Annotated in this window: 14 protein-coding genes; 2 read left to right on the top strand and 12 right to left on the bottom strand. The window is 45.7% G+C overall.

Going from position 1 to position 13,667, the window contains the following annotated elements:
* Positions 1 to 44: 44 nt before the first annotated feature.
* Together pafA and ABD894_RS22740 are read left to right on the top strand one after the other, a co-directional pair.
* Positions 45 to 1,706: an alkaline phosphatase PafA gene (gene pafA / locus ABD894_RS22745; RefSeq protein WP_345213386.1), complete on the top strand. Its 1,662-nt coding sequence runs from the start codon at positions 45 to 47 to the stop codon at positions 1,704 to 1,706.
* A gap of 73 nt (positions 1,707 to 1,779) precedes the next feature.
* Positions 1,780 to 2,400, top strand: a complete 621-nt coding sequence (locus tag ABD894_RS22740; protein ID WP_345213385.1) for a thiamine phosphate synthase — start codon at positions 1,780 to 1,782, stop codon at positions 2,398 to 2,400.
* 262 nt (positions 2,401 to 2,662) lie between these two features.
* On the opposite strand, the gene ABD894_RS22735 is transcribed toward ABD894_RS22740, so the two are convergent.
* The 12 genes from ABD894_RS22735 to ABD894_RS22680 all read right to left on the bottom strand — a co-directional run bounded on the left by ABD894_RS22735 (position 2,663) and on the right by ABD894_RS22680 (position 13,559).
* On the bottom strand, positions 2,663 to 6,643 hold the full coding sequence (locus tag ABD894_RS22735) for a methylmalonyl-CoA mutase family protein (protein WP_345213384.1): 3,981 nt from the start codon (positions 6,641 to 6,643) through the stop codon (positions 2,663 to 2,665).
* 165 nt (positions 6,644 to 6,808) lie between these two features.
* Complete coding sequence (locus tag ABD894_RS22730) at positions 6,809 to 7,039, bottom strand: hypothetical protein (protein ID WP_345213383.1); 231 nt, start codon at positions 7,037 to 7,039, stop codon at positions 6,809 to 6,811.
* Positions 7,040 to 7,109: 70 nt separating this feature from the next.
* The gene (locus ABD894_RS22725; RefSeq protein ID WP_345213382.1) at positions 7,110 to 7,442 is read right to left on the bottom strand and encodes an MGMT family protein; all 333 of its coding nucleotides are present in this window, start codon (positions 7,440 to 7,442) and stop codon (positions 7,110 to 7,112) included.
* 5 nt (positions 7,443 to 7,447) lie between these two features.
* Positions 7,448 to 8,098, bottom strand: coding sequence for a tRNA (guanosine(46)-N7)-methyltransferase TrmB (trmB, locus tag ABD894_RS22720; protein WP_345213381.1), 651 nt, complete (start codon positions 8,096 to 8,098; stop codon positions 7,448 to 7,450).
* A 69-nt stretch (positions 8,099 to 8,167) separates the two neighbouring features.
* Entirely contained in the window at positions 8,168 to 8,614 is a 447-nt protein-coding gene (locus ABD894_RS22715; protein ID WP_345213380.1) for a hypothetical protein, read from the bottom strand.
* A 6-nt stretch (positions 8,615 to 8,620) separates the two neighbouring features.
* Positions 8,621 to 8,959 (bottom strand): phage holin family protein, encoded by a 339-nt coding sequence (locus tag ABD894_RS22710; protein WP_345213379.1) that lies wholly within the window; start codon positions 8,957 to 8,959, stop codon positions 8,621 to 8,623.
* Between the two features lie 60 nt (positions 8,960 to 9,019).
* Positions 9,020 to 9,286, bottom strand: a complete 267-nt coding sequence (locus ABD894_RS22705) for a YtxH domain-containing protein (RefSeq protein ID WP_345213378.1) — start codon at positions 9,284 to 9,286, stop codon at positions 9,020 to 9,022.
* 147 nt (positions 9,287 to 9,433) lie between these two features.
* Entirely contained in the window at positions 9,434 to 10,477 is a 1,044-nt protein-coding gene (locus tag ABD894_RS22700) for an AI-2E family transporter (RefSeq protein WP_345213377.1), read from the bottom strand.
* 98 nt (positions 10,478 to 10,575) lie between these two features.
* Positions 10,576 to 10,776, bottom strand: coding sequence for a hypothetical protein (locus ABD894_RS22695; RefSeq protein ID WP_345213376.1), 201 nt, complete (start codon positions 10,774 to 10,776; stop codon positions 10,576 to 10,578).
* Between the two features lie 8 nt (positions 10,777 to 10,784).
* Positions 10,785 to 12,233: a sigma-54-dependent transcriptional regulator gene (locus tag ABD894_RS22690; RefSeq protein ID WP_345213375.1), complete on the bottom strand. Its 1,449-nt coding sequence runs from the start codon at positions 12,231 to 12,233 to the stop codon at positions 10,785 to 10,787.
* A gap of 110 nt (positions 12,234 to 12,343) precedes the next feature.
* Complete coding sequence (locus tag ABD894_RS22685) at positions 12,344 to 13,126, bottom strand: enoyl-CoA hydratase/isomerase family protein (RefSeq protein ID WP_345213374.1); 783 nt, start codon at positions 13,124 to 13,126, stop codon at positions 12,344 to 12,346.
* Between the two features lie 10 nt (positions 13,127 to 13,136).
* Positions 13,137 to 13,559, bottom strand: a complete 423-nt coding sequence (locus tag ABD894_RS22680; protein ID WP_345213373.1) for a cobalamin B12-binding domain-containing protein — start codon at positions 13,557 to 13,559, stop codon at positions 13,137 to 13,139.
* Positions 13,560 to 13,667: the final 108 nt, after the last annotated feature.

Here is a 13,667-nt window from a genome sequence, read left to right as displayed (position 1 = left end):
TTTTACTTTCAATGTTCATATTTGCCGTGTAAAAAAATTTACTGATGAGAATTAAACACCTCCTTTTATTGCTATTGGGCGCGGCAACTACAGCTGCATCGGCCCAAATAAAACAAGTTACTGCTATAACACCACCCGCTACCGCCTTACCCCGCCCCAAATTAGTGGTAGGTTTAGTGGTTGACCAAATGCGCTGGGATTACCTGTACCGTTACTACAACCGTTACCAGGCCGGCGGCTTTAAGCGTATGCTTAACGAAGGCTTTACCTGCGAAAATACCAATATCGATTATCTGCCAACCGTTACGGCGGCGGGCCATACTTGTATATATACCGGTTCGGTACCTTCCATACATGGCATAGCCGGTAACGATTTTATTGTACAGGCTACAGGCAAAAGCATGTACTGTACCGAAGATTCTACCGTAAAAGCGGTGGGCAGCACCTCAAAAGCGGGCGAAATGTCGCCACGTAATTTGATGGCCAGCACCGTTACCGATGAGTTAAAACTGGCTACCAACTTCCGCTCGAAAGTGATCGGTATAGCTATTAAAGACCGTGGTGGTATATTACCTGCCGGTCATGCAGCTAATGCTGCTTACTGGTTTGATGATAGCAACGGTGCCTGGATCACCAGCACCTATTATATGAATGATTTGCCGGAATGGGTGAAGAAGTTCAATGCCCAAAACCTGGCCGAAAAATATTTGAAACAAGACTGGAATACCCTATACCCTATCAACACCTACGTACAAAGCGCGCCCGATAACAGCCCGAAATATGAAGGTAAATTTGGCGGTACCGATGCGCCTACCTTCCCGATAAAAACATCTGAATTGTATAAAGGCAAGCTGGGCATGATCCGTGCTACGCCTTATGGTAACTCTTTTACCTTAGATATGGCAAAGGCGGCCGTTGAAAGCGAGCAACTTGGCCAAAACGTAGTAACCGACTTTTTAGCCGTGAGCCTTTCATCAACAGATTATGTTGGTCACCAGTTTGGCCCTAACTCGCTTGAGGCCGAAGATACTTATCTGCGTTTAGACAGAGATATAGCGGCTTTCTTCACTTATCTTGATGGTAAAGTGGGCAAGGGCAACTACACTGTTTTTTTAACTGCAGATCATGGCGCCGCTCATAACCCAACTTTCCTGAAAGATCATAACATTCCGGCAGGTAACTTTAACGAGGGTACTGTAAATACCGGCTTAAATACCCTGCTCGAAAATAAATACAAAGTGAAAAACCTGGTGCTAAGCCTTAACAACTACCAGGTAAATTTTAACAATAAAGCTATTGCCGAGGCGAAATTAAACGAGGAAGACCTTAAGCTTGACGCTATCGACTTTATAGCCAAACAAGAAGGTGTTGCTTACGCTGTTGACATGAAAAAAGCGTTGACCACCAACATCCCTGCCGATTTGCGTGAGCGAATTGTTAACGGTTACAGCAGCGAGCATAGCGGTACGGTACAAATTGTACTGAAACCGGGATGGTTTTCGGGCGGCCGTACCGGTACCACGCATGGTACCTGGAACCCTTACGACGCGCACATTCCGCTAGTATTTATGGGCTGGGGGGTTAAACATGGCAGCCTGGTACGCGAAACCCACATGACGGATATTGCGCCTACCGTAGCTGCATTATTGCACATACAAACCCCAAGCGGTAACATTGGCAAGCCAATTGCCGAGGTAATGAAATAAAATTTAGGTTAAAGGCCGGTCGTTTTTAAACAAGCGACCGGCTTTTTATTTTAGGCTGATTGATGCTAACGGCATGAAAAAGTACATATCAAAACTACACTATATCACACAAGACCTGCCGCAGCGCAGCCATATTGAACAGGTAGAAACCGCCTGCATTGCCGGGGCCAACTGGATACAGTACCGCTGCCTTACCAAAACCGATAAGGAGCTTATTGACGAGATTAACCAAATTGCCAGCATTTGCGATGATTGGGGCACCACGCTGATACTCACCAACCATTATCATCTGCTGGATGAGGTAGATGCGCAGGGCGTGCATATAGAAGATATGGATGCCGATTTCAGCCACATTCGCGATGTGATCAATGAGGACAAAACCCTCGGCGCATCGGCCAATAATATAACGCGACTTATTAAACTGCAAAACGACGGCTTTGTTGATTATTGCGGCTACGGTCCGTTTGCGCACAGCGATACCAATACCAACAACTATCCATTAGGTTTCGCTGCCTACCGCGAACTGGAAAAGCAACCGGTAGACCTCCCCGTAATTGCCGTAGGCGGCATACAGCTTACCGATGTAGACGCGTTGCTGCACACCAATATTTATGGCATAGCCGTATCATCAGCCGTTAACTTAGCGCTTAACCCGGCCGAAACATTGAAGGAATTTTACAGGAAGATCTATTAGGATCTGGCGAAGAAGCGTCGAAGACGCAAGACAAGTAAGCACTCGTTTTAAACCACAGGTATTGGGAAGAGCACGATTTGGTATGGGCTTTTATGAGCTTCCAAATGTTTTATGGGTTTAAGCTTATGCAATGAGTTCACTATTCCCTCCTTTGTGCTAATGGGCCTCCACAATTATGCCCGTTTTCGTCCGAAGCTGTTTGTTGATGGGGGAGGAAAGTGTATATAGCCTTTCTCCTTTGGGTGGAGAGCCCCTCGCGCCATTACATATTCCGCCGGTACTGCCCACCAACTTCGTACAGCGCATTTGATATTTGCCCGAGCGAGCAGTATTTACACACCTCCATCAGCTTTGCAAAGATATTATCGCCATTGATGGCTGCTGTTTGTAAATCGCTTAATAACTCTGCGGATCGAAGCTGATTGCGTTGTTGAAATGCTTGCAGGTTAGTTATCTGCTGTTGTTTTTCGTCTTCGGTAGCCCGTATCACTTCGCCGGGGGTAATGGTTGGCGAGCCTTTTTTATTGAGGAAAGTATTTACGCCGACTATAGGATAATCGCCATTGTGTTTAAGGGTTTCGTAGTACAACGACTCCTCTTGTATTTTGCTGCGCTGATACATGGTTTCCATGGCGCCCAGTACACCGCCCCGTTCATTGATGTTTTTAAATTCGACCATTACGGCTTCTTCTACCAGGTCGGTCAGTTCTTCTATAATGAAAGCGCCCTGCAAGGGGTTCTCATTTTTGGCCAAACCAAGTTCGCGATTAATAATGAGTTGAATAGCCATCGCCCTGCGTACCGACTCTTCCGTTGGTGTGGTAATCGCTTCGTCGTATGCGTTGGTATGCAGCGAATTGCAGTTATCGTAAATAGCATACAAAGCTTGCAGGGTGGTGCGGATATCGTTAAAATCTATTTCCTGGGCATGTAATGATCGTCCGCTGGTTTGAATATGGTATTTCAGCTTTTGCGAACGCTCGTTACCTTTATACTTATTTTTAATGGCTTTCGCCCATATACGCCGGGCTACCCGGCCTATCACCGAATATTCAGGATCGATACCATTGCTGAAGAAGAACGACAGGTTAGGCGCGAAATCATCAATATGCATGCCCCTGCTCAGGTAATACTCCACATAAGTAAACCCGTTGGAGAGTGTAAAGGCCAACTGAGTAACCGGGTTTGCACCAGCCTCGGCAATATGATACCCCGAAATAGATACCGAATAAAAGTTGCGCAGCTTGCTATCAATAAAGTAAGACTGGATATCGCCCATCATCCGCAGAGCGAACTCGGTAGAAAATATGCAGGTGTTTTGCGCCTGGTCTTCCTTCAAAATATCCGCCTGAACGGTGCCGCGTACAGTAGCCAGGGTGTCGGTCTTTATCTTTTCGTAAACCTCGGCAGGTAAAACCATATTGCCGGTTAAACCAAGCAGCATCAGGCCGAGGCCGTTGTTGCCGGGTGGAAGGGAAGTTGGTTGGGCCTCACCTAAATCCTCTCCAAAGGAGAGGACTTTGTTTTGCCGGGCGCTTACTTCCTGTCCTTTGGAGAGGGCCGGGGTGAGGCTCCTTTCCGCCTGCCGGTCGAGCTGCTCTTTTATATTTTGAATAACCTGATGTGTGTTATTCAGTACCTCATCATTTGAAAAACGGATCACGTCAAAACCTTCCCCTTTTAAAACCCGTGTTCTTATGTCATCTTGCTCTTTTGTGAAGTGATGATATTCGCCATCAATTTCAATAATCAGTCCTTTATTTAAGCATACAAAATCAGCTATATAACCATCAATAGCATGCTGTCGCCGTATTTTGTAGCCTATTTGCTGGTTACGAAGCATTTGCCATAAAAGACTTTCCGCAGGCGTTGCATTTTGCCGATTGAGCCTCGAATTGGTTTTTAAAACCTCCCAGAAACGTAAATCGGCCGTTTGATAACCGGGCTTGGCGCTTTTAGAAGCCTCACCTAAATCCTCTCCAAAAGAGAGGACTTTGTCTTGCTCATTCTTCCCTCCCTCTCCCCTGGAGAGGGCCGGGGTGAGGCTCCCATAACCAGGCCTTGCCAACCCCTTATCATCATATAACTCCTTAAACTTAGCTTCCACCAAATGCTCCAGCTGGTGTTCCGTGATATATTTTTCGCATTGCTGATCAATAGCCGCGTTCATGAAAAAGCCGAGCAGCATTGGTGCCGGACCATTGATCGTCATGGATACGGAGGTGGATGGATGGCACAGGTCAAACCCCGAGTAGAGTTTTTTGGCATCATCCAGCGTGGCTATGCTTACTCCCGCATTGCCTATTTTACCGTAGATGTCGGGACGGATATGCGGATCCTCACCATAAAGTGTAACCGAATCAAAAGCGGTAGACAGCCGGTGCGCAGGCTGCCCGAGCGATACATAATGAAAACGCTTGTTGGTACGTTCCGGACCGCCCTCACCGGCAAACATGCGGGTTGGGTCTTCCCCTTCCCGCTTTAGCGGAAATACCCCAGCTGTATAAGGAAATTCACCCGGCACATTTTCGGTAAGCAGCCACCGCAAAATATCGCCCCAGGCTTCATACCGGGGCAATGCTATTTTAGGGATCTGTAATTGCAATAAGGAGGTATAAAACAGCGGCAGCCTGATCTCTTTATCACGCACTTTATAAATAAAGTTTTCGGCCTTGTATTTAGCCACAGTGTCGGGCCATTCGGTTAACAAACATTTACAGTCCGGGTGAAGACGGGCTTCTAAATTTTTATAAAGCGATTGCAATGCCTCACCTAAATCCTCTCCAAGGGAGAGGACTTTGTCATACTTGTTCTCTACCCCCTCTCCCTTCGAGAGGGCCGGGGTGAGGCCCCGAGTAATATTCAACCCGTACATTTGCTGTGCTATCGTACATTGCTCATCCACCCAATCGGCATAAGCTGTACTGCTCTCGGCTATCTCGGCAAGGTAACGTGTACGTTCGGGCGGAATAATGTATGCCTTACCTGTATTTGAAGCGGCGTATGGAGTTTTATCGCCATCTTTCCCAAACAGATCAGTCCCTGTTTTTATTTTGATAGCATTTATAATTGCGGCGAACAAGCTATTCATGCCCGCATCGTTGAATTGGGAAGCCATGGTACCGTACACCGGCAGATCTTCGTCTTTAGCGGTAAATAGCTGGTGATTCCGTTTATATTGTTTGCGCACATCGCGTATGGCATCAAGCGCGCCGCGTTTATCAAATTTATTGAGGGCTACAATGTCGGCAAAATCAAGCATGTCAATTTTTTCCAGCTGGGTAGCCGCGCCAAATTCGGGCGTCATTACATAGAGCGATACATCGCAATAATCGGTGATCATGGTATCTGATTGCCCTATGCCCGATGTTTCTACAATGATGAGATCGAAGCCCGCCGCACGGCAAATATCTACCGATTCCTGCACATGTCCCGACAAAGCCAAGTTAGCCTGCCTCGTAGCCAGCGACCGCATATACACCCGCGAATTATTGATGGCATTCATCCGGATACGGTCGCCCAGTAAAGCCCCGCCGGTTTTGCGCTTAGAAGGGTCGACAGAAATAATGGCCAAAGTTTTATCGGTATGCCGTAAAAAGCGGCGTACAAACTCATCAATCAGCGACGACTTGCCTGCCCCGCCTGTACCGGTAATACCTAACACCGGCGTGTGATTAGTGCTCTTGCCTTTTGAAAGGTTTGGGGCTTCACTCTTTCCACTCTCTGCCAATGTGATTAAGGCGGCAATCGATCCAGCATGTTTTTGGGAGAGATGTTTTAGCTCGCCATTTAGACTGATGCGCGTAGCGAAATCGCATTGTTCCAACATGTTGTTGATCATGCCCTGCAAACCCATGGTTCGGCCATCATCTGGCGAGTAGATCTTGCTGATGCCGTACGCCTGCAAGTCTGCAATTTCGTGCGGAAGAATAACGCCACCGCCGCCGCCGAACAATTTGATATGCTCTGCACCGCGTTGTTGCAGCAGATCGTACATATACTTAAAATATTCGATATGGCCGCCCTGGTACGATGTTATGGCGATCCCCTGCACATCCTCTTGTATAGCGCAGTTCACCACCTCATCAACCGAACGGTTGTGCCCAAGATGAATTACCTCCGCGCCCGATGCCTGCAAGATGCGCCGCATAATGTTAATGGTGGCATCGTGCCCGTCGAACAACGCAGCAGCAGTTACAAAACGAATTTTGTTTTTAGAAATATATGGAGCAATGCTTTCCATACAAGGAATAATTGGTTACCCAAATTTAACCAAAATATTCCGGTATTCGGGGGATGGGGTTCGAGGTTTCAGTTGCGGGGTTCGTGTGGTATTGCTAATTGTACTCAATCACACACGCTCTAAAAACTCGAACTCGAACCCTCGAACCAGTAGCCTCAATTAAGATTAATGAACCGGCCCCGGTTTGGCAGTGTCTGATACCGTGGTATCGGCTGGGTTAACCTTAACAGGCGTATCCGTCGCTGCGGGTGTATTTGTAGTAGAAGTGGTTGGTGTGTCGATTTTTGGACTGTCGGTAGCAACCGATGTATCTCCGGCGTTACTGTCGGGCGCGCCGCCGCATGCCGCCAGTGCTAACGTAGCGCATAAACAGGCTGTTAAAAGTTTGTGTTTCATGGCGATGTGTTTTAAATGCAAACACAGGTATTGCCTTAATGGTTTGGATTATTTGTGTGTGCTACCCATCTTACAGTAATTCAATAGATGGATCCCAGAATACGGTTTTGAAGTTCTGTACCTTGTTGTCTTCCACAACTATACCCTCGCTGGCCAGCATCTGTTCCATAAGATCGAATGTTGGGAAATGGAATTTGCCCGTAAGCAAACCCTGGCTGTTCACTACCCGGTGTGCCGGTACAGGGGGGCGGGCACCGCCTGCCGCGCCCATGGCATAACCCACCACGCGTGCCGATCTTTTTGAACCCAGGAAATGACCTATGGCACCATAAGAGGTAACCCGCCCGGCAGGAATTTGCCGAACCACTTCATATACCCGTTCAAAAAAATTATCGTCGGCCATGTGTTTTATTCAAATGAAAATTTGATGTAGTTGATGTTTTTATTGTGCTGAAGATACTTCTTTTCGTAATAAGTTTTAATTGATAATACTTCATCTGCAAACTCCGAATGGTAAAGGTCTTCTGTTTTTATATGTGCTTTTAACCCCTGTTCTTCAACCTGTTCGGCGGTATAGGCATAAAAGCCATCGTTATCGGTTTTAAGGTTGATACACCCACCCGGTTTAAGTATTTGCTTGTACATGTTTAAAAAACGCGGTGAGGTAAGACGTTTCTTTTCGCGGCTTATCTGCGGTTGCGGGTCGGGGAAGGTGATCCATATTTCGTCAATTTCACCCTCGTCAAAGTATTCGATAATGGTTTCTATCTGTATACGTAAAAAGGCAACGTTATCAACACCTTCTTCCAACGCGGTTTTAGCGCCGCGCCATATACGGTTGCCTTTATAATCAACCCCAATAAAGTTTTTTTCGGGAAACAATTGCGCAAGGTTAACAGAATATTCGCCTTTACCACAGGCCAGTTCAAGCACAACAGGGTTGCTGTTCTTAAAGAAATTTGCAGCCCACTGGCCTTTTAATACTTTGCCGGCTTCCAGCTCAAACACATTGCTAAAGGTAGCTATCTCGGCAAAACGCCTCAGTTTATCTTTTCCCACTTAAATATAATAAAGTGCAAAAATAACTTTTATGTTAAGTCCGGCGAAAAATGGCGTAAAATTTTATGCTTAGTAGGTTTCGCTTAGCGGCGGTATCCTTGGGTCGGGCTCGGGTTCTTGCTTCTTTTTACCGAGATGGATGTTACCCACCAACGATTTCAGCTTACCCCAAACACCGGTTACGGTATCTTCATTAACATAGGCCGATGCTTTTTGCGACAGCACACCCACCAATGCTTTTACCAGGAAGTTTGATTTACGGAAGAAGGTTTTATTAAGCAATACAGGCAATACAAAACGCGATATCAAGCCTACAAAATCCTGCTTGAAAAAGCCCGCGCTCTTAATGCCATCAGCAGTAGCCGATTTTGGGAATAGGGTTAATGCAGTGGCAAACAGCGCCGAAGGACTGCTGAAGCGTTGTTTTAATAATGCCGCCTGCTGTGTTTCAGCAAGTTCAAGCCTTGATATCTCGCTGCGAAGGTCGTCGATACTTTTGATTGTGATACTTGTCATTGCCGGTTATTTAAAGAATTTTTTGATGAAGCCGTTCATAATTGGTCGCTCAAAGCTGCGTTTGGCAGCCAGAATGATAATTACCAACAAAAGATAAAAACCTGCAACAGTACCAAAACCTTTCCAGTAAGAATGAAAAACATCGGCAAGGAACAGGGCAAGGGTGAAGCTTGCAAACAAGAAAGTCACCATTGCAATAACAACCACTATTAAATCAATGATAATACTTGATGCTATTGACGATCCTTTTTCAATAGCCTTGTACTTGGCCAGCTTAATACGCGTTTCAACGTACTCCTTAAGCTGATCAATAATGGGTTGTGTTGTATCTTTATTAGCTTCCATGTAATTTATTTACAAGCGCCGGATAACATTACCCGGCGCTCAGTTAAATTTATGTTTTAATTATGCGTGCTCAAGATCGTCCTGGTATTCTTGCTCAGCGCCTTTTATTTTAGTTTTAATGTTGTCAACAACCCTGTCTTTAAAACCAACCAGGTTATCAATTTCTGCTGCGGCGGTATCTTTGATAGAATCACCTAAGTTTTTTAATGATTCGCTCAGTTTATCGCGCGTTTCTGATCCTTTTTCAGGAGCAAACAACAACCCTAATGCCGCGCCTGCTGCTAATCCTGCCAGCAAAGCAACTACTGTTTTTGTGTTATCATTCATATCATATAAATTTTTAAGTTGAACATTTGTTTTAAAAATCGTTTAAATATCTTGCCAAACCTACGTTTTCGGCCAATTTAGCATGAATTTCTTTTTGTAATAACCCAATTTTAACATTTATAGTTTATTGGGTGGTCAAAAAAATCGCTAATTATCGGGGCCGGTGCGTATGCGGTCGAGCCGGTCGGCAGCCATGCGGTTGGTTTGATATATTTCCAGCAGTAATAAAAAGTACGATAGCAGCAGCGGCCCGAACACCAGGCCCAAAATACCGAACAGCGGCAGGCCGATAAATACGCCAATAACCGATATGATGGGATGCGTATTGGCTATCCGTTTGTTGATGATCATCCTCAACACATTATCAATATTACCGATGAATAACACCCCGTAAGCAATCAGGATAACGCCTTTCAAACTATGCCCGTCAGACATCAAAATAATACCTGCCGGGATAGTGAGCGTAGGCGCGCCAACTACCGGTAAAAAGGATATGAATGTACCTATCACGCCCCAAAATACAGGGTCGGGTATGCCGAAGATCCAGAAACCGTTGGCCAGTAACGCGCCCTGCACTATCGAGATAATTCCTTGACCTAATACATTGGAGTAAGTAGAGTGCCGTAACTCAACAGCGAATTTTAAGGCATGCTGCTCGCGGAAAGGGGCGTAACGCAGTAGGCCGGCCTCGAATTGGCGCATCTGTACAAACATAAAGTACAGTAAAAAGTACATCACCAGTAGGGTGATAATAATATTGGCCGCGCTGCCCAGTATAGATGGGAACAGATCGGTAGTATAGGTGCTCAGCTTTTGCAGCGTGTTTTCGGCAAAGTGTGGCTGGTTAAGGTTTGAGCCTGCAAAGGCATCTATCTTTTTCAACCATTGTTCAATAGGGAAGGTATTGCTGTTGAGACTGGCAATTTTACCGATCACCATAAAGCTCAGCAGCAGGAACGGGATGATGATCACCGTTAGCGACAGGAAGATGAGCAACAAGGCCACAAAGGTGCCGTTCCAGCCTTTCTTTTCTACAAGGTACAGGTACAGCGGCCTGAAAATGGTGAACAATACAATAGCGCCCAATATGGCGCTGAACAGGCCGCTTAACGCGTAAACCAAAAAACAGGCCAGCAGCACAATGCTTACTAATACAATGTTATTGCGTTGCTTATAATTAAAAATCGACATGCAGGATAATTGAACGGAGGAACTATCAATTAAACAAAAAAACACTAAAAAGTTTTTTAGTGTTTAAGTATAATTCCTGTTAAAATTGGTCGTGTTTATTATTCGCTTTTCAGCAGCTCTTCTATCTTTTTGCAACTGGCCATAATGGTGGTTACATAAAAGGTAAAATCGGGCGATGGATCGGGCACCTCATAATTTAACTGATCAAGACAAAGGTGAATATTGGATAGCTGATTGTTGATATCATGCCTTAACATCCTTAGCGAATCATTGTATTTTTCAGCAGCCTCATCCATCATTTATATACTTACTTGCCCAAATTTATGGCTTTCATTTTATTATACAAGGTTTTGCGGTCTATCTTTAAAATTTCGGCAGCCTTGGTTTTGTTAAAGTTCACCTCGCGCAGTACACGTAATATGGTTTCATATTCGGCCTCTAACGCGGCATTTTTTAAATCGTGTTTAGGGTGCTCTTTTACTTCCGGAGCTTCCGTTTGCTGGTGCTGCCCATGATTAAAGTTATGCGGATTAGGGCTGTAAGCCTCAAACGCCGGCATTTTGTAGTTCGATATTTCGAGCGGTAAGGCTTTCAATGGCACTTCATCACCTTCGGCAAGGAGGGCGGCACGGCGCACAATATTCTTTAACTCGCGGATGTTACCCGGCCAGCGGTAATTTAAAAAGCATTCCACCACTTCGGGCGAAAATGTGCTTACCGCACGGCTCAACTCCTCGTTGGCTATCTTTAAAAAGTGCTCGGCCAGCAGCATAATATCGTTACCACGATCGCGCAGCGGCGGCATGTAAATACCGAACTCGTTAAAGCGGTGGTACAAATCCTCGCGGAAACGCCCTTTTAAAATACTATCCTGCAAGTTTTCGTTGGTCGCTACAATAATGCGCACATCCAAGTCGATCTCCTTGGTGCTGCCTATGCGTTTTACCTTACGCTCCTGCACGGTACGCAGCAGGGCTGCCTGTATATCGTACGATAGGTTACCTACCTCATCTAAAAACAGGGTACCGCCGTTAGCCATTTCAAAGTGACCAATTTTAGTATACAGCGCGCCGGTAAATGACCCCTTTTCGTGCCCGAAGAACTCGCTCGCGGCAAGCTCCTTGGTTAACGAACCGCAATCCATTGCAATAAAGGGTTTGTTATGGCGCGGGCTGCTCAGGTGGATGCTCTTGGCAACCGCCTCTTTACCCGTACCGCTTTCGCCCAATATAATAACGCTGTAGTTGGTGGGTGCTACCAGTTCTATTTGCCTAACCAGTTCTTTTGAGGGGCGGCTGGTGCCTACCACAAATTCGCCGGCTAAAACCTGCTTTTTATTTGTTTTTGATTTTTCGGGGATGGCGGCTACATCTTCATCCTCCTGCTGCAAGGCGTACTGTGTTTCAATAGCCTTGTTAATGGTGTTCAATATCTCATCAGGATACAGCGGCTTGGTGATATAATCATACGCCCCCATCTTAATAAGCTCAACCGCCATTTTAATATCCGAATAGCCGGTAATGATAATTACCCCGGTTTTAGGGTAAAGCGTTTTGATGTTCTTTAATATTTCTCGCCCATCAGTATCCTCCAAACGGTAATCGCACAAAACAAGATTAAACTCGTTGTTTTTCAAAAAATCCATCCCACTGGCACCATTCGACGCCGTTTCAACATCAAAGCCATTACGTGTCAAAAATTTCGACAACAGTAACGCAACATTAACTTCATCATCAATGATGAGTATTTTCTTCATATCGGAAAATTAGTATTACAACAGGTAAATATACGTACCCGCCCTTTATTATTATATTCTGAAAATATTAACTAAAGGTTTCAAAAAGCTAATATATGTAAAAACATACATTACTTTCCTTTAAAATCGGCTTTGCGCTTCTCTAAAAACGCGTTTACTCCTTCTTTCAAATCGCTTGTACCAAAACATTTCGAAAACTCATCTATCTCGGTTTCGAAGCCTTGTGTACCCGGCAAAGTGGCCGCGTTAACTGCCTTAATTGCCGATGCAATGGCCAGCGGAGCGCGTAATAATATCTTATTCAGCAGCTCTTCTGCCTTTGGCAGCAGTTCGGCGGGGCTTACCACATGGTTTATTAAACCATATTGATAACCATCGGCCGCGCTGATCATATCTGCCGTCATGATCATTTCGAGCGTTTTGCCGCGGCCAACCAGGCGTGTTAAGCGCTGTGTACCGCCGTAGCCCGGTATAAGCCCCAGGGTTACCTCGGGCAAACCCAGCTTAGCATTGTCGCTCGCTATGCGGATATGACAGGCCATAGCCAGCTCAAGGCCGCCACCAAGTGCAAACCCGTTTACGGCTGCTATCACCGGTTTGTTACCATTTTCAATAATATCAAATACTTTTGTTTGCGCGTCGAGTGCCATATCGCGGCCTCCGGCTATATCCAAAGCGGCAAATTCGGCAATATCGGCGCCCGCAACAAATGCTTTTGGACCTGCGCCGGTGATTATTATACCGCCAATGCCCTCATCATTAAAGCCGGTGGTAATTGCTACGTGTAACTCAGCTAAGGTGGCCTTGTTCAATGCGTTCAGTTTGCTTTCGCGGTTAATGGTGATGTACTGTATACGGCCCTTTTGTTCTGATAATATATTTTCGAAAACCATTTTTATTCAATTAAAAATTACGGTGCTCATGCACCCATGCGGTTATATATTGCACAATATCCTGCGTGCTTGTACCCGGCGGAAACAGTTCGCCCACCCCCATTTGCTTTAGCACCGCCGCGTCATCTGCCGGAATGATACCTCCCCCGGTAATGAGCACATCATCCATCTTTTTCTCTTTTACCAGTTTAAGGATCTTCGGAAAAACCGTCATGTGTGCGCCGGAGAGTATGGAAATGCCAATGGCATCAACATCCTCCTGCAAGGCGGTATTCACCACCATTTCGGGCGTTTGGCGCAGGCCGGTATAAATCACTTCCATGCCGGCATCGCGCAAAGTTGTAGCAATAATACGTGCGCCGCGGTCGTGCCCGTCGAGCCCTACTTTTGCAACTAAAACGCGGATTGGGCGGTTAAATGGGTTTATGCTCATGGGCTGCTACACCGTTTGGTATTTTGTAAATGTAATAGAAAATTTGATTCGCAACTGAACGATGCATTGCATTTTTTTGAATAACAAATTTTCGCTTTTTTTAAATTT

The organism is Mucilaginibacter gynuensis, from assembly GCF_039541195.1.
Classification (GTDB): Bacteria; Bacteroidota; Bacteroidia; order Sphingobacteriales; family Sphingobacteriaceae; genus Mucilaginibacter; species Mucilaginibacter gynuensis.
Note: the sequence above shows the minus strand (reverse complement) of the source record. Positions and strands in the feature narration are given on the sequence as shown.